The sequence below is a fragment of the Blautia sp. ZXY-1-B12 genome, from assembly GCF_056339915.1.
This window is the reverse complement of record NZ_JBWJVP010000154.1, coordinates 1-4,883: the sequence shown is the minus strand read 5'-3', so window position 1 is coordinate 4,883 and position 4,883 is coordinate 1. Positions and strand designations below refer to the sequence as shown.

The following is a 4,883-nucleotide window of genomic DNA, read 5'->3' as shown; positions in this document are numbered from 1 at the left end:
CGCCAGTGAATTTTAGAAATTTATGAATGTCAGGGCCGCCTTGACTGGACAGAAAGATAATGATAAGAGGCCGCTTTACTTTGGCGGCCTCTTGTTTTTGAAGCACAGACAGTACGGCTCAATATAAGGAGGGCTTATGTTCCAAAAAAATCTTTGAGTACGCAGGGCCATATAAGAAAAATATGTATGTGGCCACGGTTGTCGTACTGGTCAGCGTTCTTATGGGCATCCTGCCTTTTGTGCTGGCCTATCAGGTCATTTCGCCATTGGTTATGGGCGATTCTGTTGAAACAGAATTTGTTTTATTGCGTGTTATAGGGGTTTTGATCTGTCTCGTTTTGCAGGCGTTTTTTTATGGATGGGGATTATCAATTTCTCATAAAGCAGCATATAACACATTGTTCCGGCTGCGGGTATCTCTGCAAAAGAAGTTTGAGAAACTTCCCCTTGGCATTGTGGAGGAAAAAGGGACAGGGACAATCAAAAAGCTGTTTGTCGATGATGTGGACAGCTTGGAATTGCTCCTTGCTCATTCAGTCCCGGAGGGTATCGCAAATTTACTGATCCCGCTGGTGATTTATGTTGCTATGTTTTGTGCGGACTGGAAACTGGCTCTTATGTCTTTGGCCTCTATCCCGATCAGCCTGCTCTCCATGGTCATTATGTACTCTGTTGGAATGAAGCGCATGGGTCCCTACTATCAGTCTGCACAGAAAATGAACAACACGATCATTGAGTACATCAATGGTATAGAGGTTGTCAAGGTTTTCAACCGGGAGAGTGAATCTTACGAGAACTTCCGCAAGGATGTAACGGACTATCGGGATTATACCTTGGCATGGTATAAGGCCGCCTGGCCCTGGATGGCGATATACGGAAGTCTGCTGCCCTGCACTGTTATTCTGACTTTGCCTCTTGGGGCATGGTTTGTTCTCTGTGGCATAAGCACTTTACCTGATTTGATTTTAGTCCTCTGCCTTTCCCTCAGCATTGGGATTCCTCTCCTGAAAGCACTGGGCTTTATGGAGACGATTCCGAATCTGAATTATAAGATCACGGCACTTGAACAGATGTTAAATGCGGCACCGCTGCAAGCTGCTGAGGATGATTTCCACGGACAGGATTTTAACATTTCTTACGATCATGTTTCCTTTGCGTATCAGATGACACAGCCTGGCCCAGATGGGAAACCGATAATAGCGGAAAACGAAGTCCTCCACGATATTACCCTTGTGGCAAAAGCAGGACAAAAAACTGCCCTGGTTGGTGAATCCGGTTCTGGCAAGAGCACCCTTGCAAAACTGTTGATCCACTACTATGACCCGCAGAAAGGGAGCATTTCCATTGGCGGGCAGAAACTTTGTGATATGAGCCTGGAGGCATTGAACAGCCGCATTTCATATGTGGCTCAGGATCAGTACCTGTTTAACACCTCCCTGCTGGAAAATATCCGTCTTGGACGTTTGGATGCTACCGATGAGGAAGTAATGGAGGCGGCGAAGAAAGCCCAGTGTATGGAGTTTCTGGAAAAGCTGCCGCAAGGTATTCACTCCATGGCGGGCGATGCGGGGAAAATGCTTTCCGGGGGGCAGCGCCAGCGAATTTCCCTGGCGCGGGCAATATTGAAGGATGCCCCGATTGTAGTGCTTGACGAGGCCACGGCCTATGCTGATCCAGAAAATGAGGAAAAAATGGAGGCTGCTATTGCGGAGCTGGTGAAGGGAAAAACCTTGGTAGTTATCGCTCACAAACTTCCCGCTATAATGAACGCAGATCAAATATGCGTTATGGATCACGGAAAGATGGTGGCAACCGGAAAACATCAGGAGCTGATTCAAGCTTGCCCAGAATACCAAAAGTTGTGGAAAGCGGCTCAGGACAGCGCCGAGTGGAAAGTATCTACTGCAAAGGAGGGAAGATAAATGTTTGCATTGATTTCAAGAATCCTGAACCTCTCCGGGAGGTATAAAAGCCGTATTCAGGCTGCATTTCTATGTGCATTTGTCGAGTCCATTCTCTCCAAAATGCCGATCTTCATGGCGTTTATTGTCTTGGCCGGGTTTGCTGATAATACGCTGACTGGAAAGACCTGTCTGTTTGTCGGACTTGGATTATTAGCTGTTGTAGTGGTTCAGACAGTGGTTCACTATTTGAGCGACCGTCTGCAAAGTGCCGCTGGATTTATGATCTTTGCTGATAAACGGATGGAGTTGGGAAATCATTTAAGAAAAATGCCGATGGGTTACTTTACATCGGGGAATATTGGCAAAATCAGCTCTGTTCTCAGTACGGATATGGTATTCATTGAGGAAGTTTCTATGAGTACCATTGGCAACATGATGAGCTATATGCTGTCTACTTTGGTTTTAGCTGTTTTTATGTTCGTACTGGATTGGAGACTTGAGCTGATTGCGGTAATCATTACCTTGCTGGCATCACTGGTTGCAAAATATATGAATAAGGTTTCCTTCAAGGAGGCTGTCGGGCGTCAAAACCAAAGCGAGAATTTGACGGATGCGGTCTTGTCTTTTGCTGAAGGAATTGGGGTTATCAAAAGTTACAATCTGCTCGGTGAAAAATCTGACGAATTAACGGAAAACTTCAAAAAATCAAGGGATGTCAATACGAAGTTTGAGCAGAAAATGACACCGTGGACCACTGGCTTAAACATTCTCTATGGCGTGGGTATTGCCGCTATCTTCGGTTTATCCGTTTTTTTACATCAGGAAGGCGTACTCTCCCTGGCTTATCTTATGGGCGTGCTGCTGTTTGTCTTTGATCTCTTTGGACCTCTGAAAGCTCTTTATGGAGAAGCAACCCGACTGACCGTGATGAATGCCGCATTAGACCGCATTGAAGCTGTTTTGGACGAGCCCGAACTTCCCGATAACGGAAATCAACATATTCTGTCACAGGCACAGCCGGATCAGCCAGAAGTACAATTTAGCGATGTGGGCTTCGCCTATCAGGACAAGGAAGTCCTGCACAACATCAGCTTCTCTATGCAGAAGAATACCATGACCGCACTTGTGGGACCGTCTGGCGGTGGCAAATCCACGATTGCGAACCTTCTGGCGCGGCTGTGGGATGTGAAATCCGGAAAAGTGACAATCCGTGGTACAGATATTCGGGATGTGCCTCTCGCCGAACTGATGGAACAGATCAGCATGGTTTTCCAGAGTGTGTACTTGTTCCAGGATACCATTTATAACAATATCAGCATGGGTAAACCGGACGCTACCGAGGAAGAAGTCTATGAGGCTGCAAAAAAAGCCCGCTGCTATGATTTTATCATGGCGCTGCCAGATGGATTCCAGACAGTCATCGGTGAAGGCGGCTCTACTCTGTCCGGCGGCGAAAAGCAAAGAATCTCTATTGCCCGCTGCATTTTGAAGGACGCACCGATTGTCATTCTGGATGAAGCGACTGCAAGTGTTGATACCGATAATGAAAGCTATATCCAGGAGGCAATCAATGAACTGGTAAAGGGTAAAACATTGCTTGTGATTGCACACCGCCTGAATACCATCCGTCAGGCAGATCAGATTTTGGTGATCTCCGATGGACGGATCAGCGAACAGGGAACCCATGACGAGCTTATGGCAAAAGCCGGGATTTATCAGGATTTTGTAAATATCCGTAAAAAGTCTTCCGGCTGGAGCCTTGCATAAAGGAGGAACCGATGAAGATTCATGCGTCCGGGGAGGATTATCTGGAGGCTGTGCTGATTCTTCAAAAGAAGCAGGGCATGGTCCGCTCCATTGATCTTGTCCGGCACATGGGCTTTTCAAAGCCGAGTATCAGTCATGCGGTGGGCGTTCTGCGGGATGGCGGCTTTCTGACAATGGACGAGGATGGATTTCTCCACCTGACCGATATAGGCCGGGAGGTGGCAGCGAAAATCTATGAACGCCATCAATTCTTTACGGAGCAGCTTGTGGCTGCTGGCGTAGACAGAGAAACGGCGGAGCAGGACGCTTGCCGGATAGAACATGTAATCAGTGATACATCCTTTCAGAAGTTAAAGGAAAAAATGCGGGGAACCGATTAGCGCACACCGGCTCCGCTCTGGATAATAAGTTATCTGCCCCGTCCGGGGAAAGAAAAAAACCGTTGGTTGGGGCAGATAATTTCGTGCGCTATTTTAAGGTTTGAACTCAATCGGCGGTTTTGAAGGACAATTTCAGAGCCGCCGTTTCTTTGCGTTTACACAAACCAATGACGACTTGCAGGGACACGGTAGCCGCTTGGAGGTTAATTTGCCGTGTCTCGTTTGCTTTTTCAAAGCTCACATGATCTACATCAGTTAAAAAAAGCATTGCTCCTCCTCCGGGCAAGTATAACATTGCATCGGCATTATCGTTCCATGTAATTCAGTATAATAATGGATGTTCTTGGCGCGCCAGTTTTCCCTCACGGAAATCTGGCGTTTTTTGTTGCCATTTTTTCGGAGATGACCCGGTTGTCTGCCAGTGTCGGTCTCCGCCTCCATTCGATTCACTCGTCAATCACCCGTGAATCGAAATGGAGGTACATAATGAAGAAAATTAACCTTCGGGAACTTTATCCTAATGTTTATACAACAGACTTTTTTGTAGATGTGACAGAGGAAGTAATGGAGACTATTCGAGCAGCCGAACGTGCGGAGGCTGCATATGAGCGAAAAATGTATCGTTATAAAGCACAGTATTCTCTGGATTGCGAGAATGGCATTGAAAATGCGGTGCTATTGAAGCCGCAAACACCGGAGATGCTTCTGGAGGAAAAACAGTTTCAGGAGCAGGTCTATGCCGCTGTGATGAAGCTGCCGGAGAAACAGGCAAAGCGGATTTATGCCAGATACTATCTGGGAATGACGGTAAATGAAATTGCCGAAGTAGAAG

General features: G+C 46.8%; 4 protein-coding genes and 1 pseudogene. 4 read left to right on the top strand and 1 reads right to left on the bottom strand.

Translation table 11 applies throughout. The annotated features are described in order from the left end of the window. Positions 1-182 precede the first annotated feature (182 nt). Genes AC075L_RS08010 through AC075L_RS08000 form a run of 3 tightly spaced genes read left to right on the top strand, consistent with a single transcriptional unit; the run spans position 183 to position 4,051 of the window. Complete coding sequence (locus AC075L_RS08010; protein ID WP_476387506.1) at positions 183-1,922, top strand: ABC transporter ATP-binding protein; 1,740 nt, start codon at positions 183-185, stop codon at positions 1,920-1,922. Then, positions 1,923-3,671, top strand: a complete 1,749-nt coding sequence (locus AC075L_RS08005) for an ABC transporter ATP-binding protein (protein ID WP_476387505.1) — start codon at positions 1,923-1,925, stop codon at positions 3,669-3,671. Positions 3,672-3,682: 11 nt separating this feature from the next. Further along, complete coding sequence (locus AC075L_RS08000) at positions 3,683-4,051, top strand: metal-dependent transcriptional regulator (protein WP_476387504.1); 369 nt, start codon at positions 3,683-3,685, stop codon at positions 4,049-4,051. Between the two features lie 106 nt (positions 4,052-4,157). Here the strand turns inward: AC075L_RS08000 and AC075L_RS07995 are convergent, their stop codons facing one another. Beyond that, positions 4,158-4,319 carry a hypothetical protein gene (locus AC075L_RS07995; RefSeq protein WP_476387503.1) on the bottom strand — a complete coding sequence of 54 codons (162 nt, stop codon included), beginning with the start codon at positions 4,317-4,319 and terminating at the stop codon, positions 4,158-4,160. A gap of 218 nt (positions 4,320-4,537) precedes the next feature. Here AC075L_RS07995 and AC075L_RS07990 point away from each other — a divergent pair. Continuing rightward, positions 4,538-4,883, top strand: a pseudogene (locus AC075L_RS07990) (sigma-70 family RNA polymerase sigma factor); the annotation flags it as partial.

What these genes read in the sequence shown, in the direction of transcription:
- AC075L_RS08010 (WP_476387506.1), top strand. Translation starts at nt 183, where the DNA reads ATGTATGTGGCCACGGTTGTCGTACTGGTCAGCGTTCTTATGGGCATC.
- AC075L_RS08005 (WP_476387505.1), top strand. Translation starts at nt 1,923, where the DNA reads ATGTTTGCATTGATTTCAAGAATCCTGAACCTCTCCGGGAGGTATAAA.
- AC075L_RS08000 (WP_476387504.1), top strand. Translation starts at nt 3,683, where the DNA reads ATGAAGATTCATGCGTCCGGGGAGGATTATCTGGAGGCTGTGCTGATT.
- AC075L_RS07995 (WP_476387503.1), bottom strand. Translation starts at nt 4,319, where the DNA reads ATGCTTTTTTTAACTGATGTAGATCATGTGAGCTTTGAAAAAGCAAAC.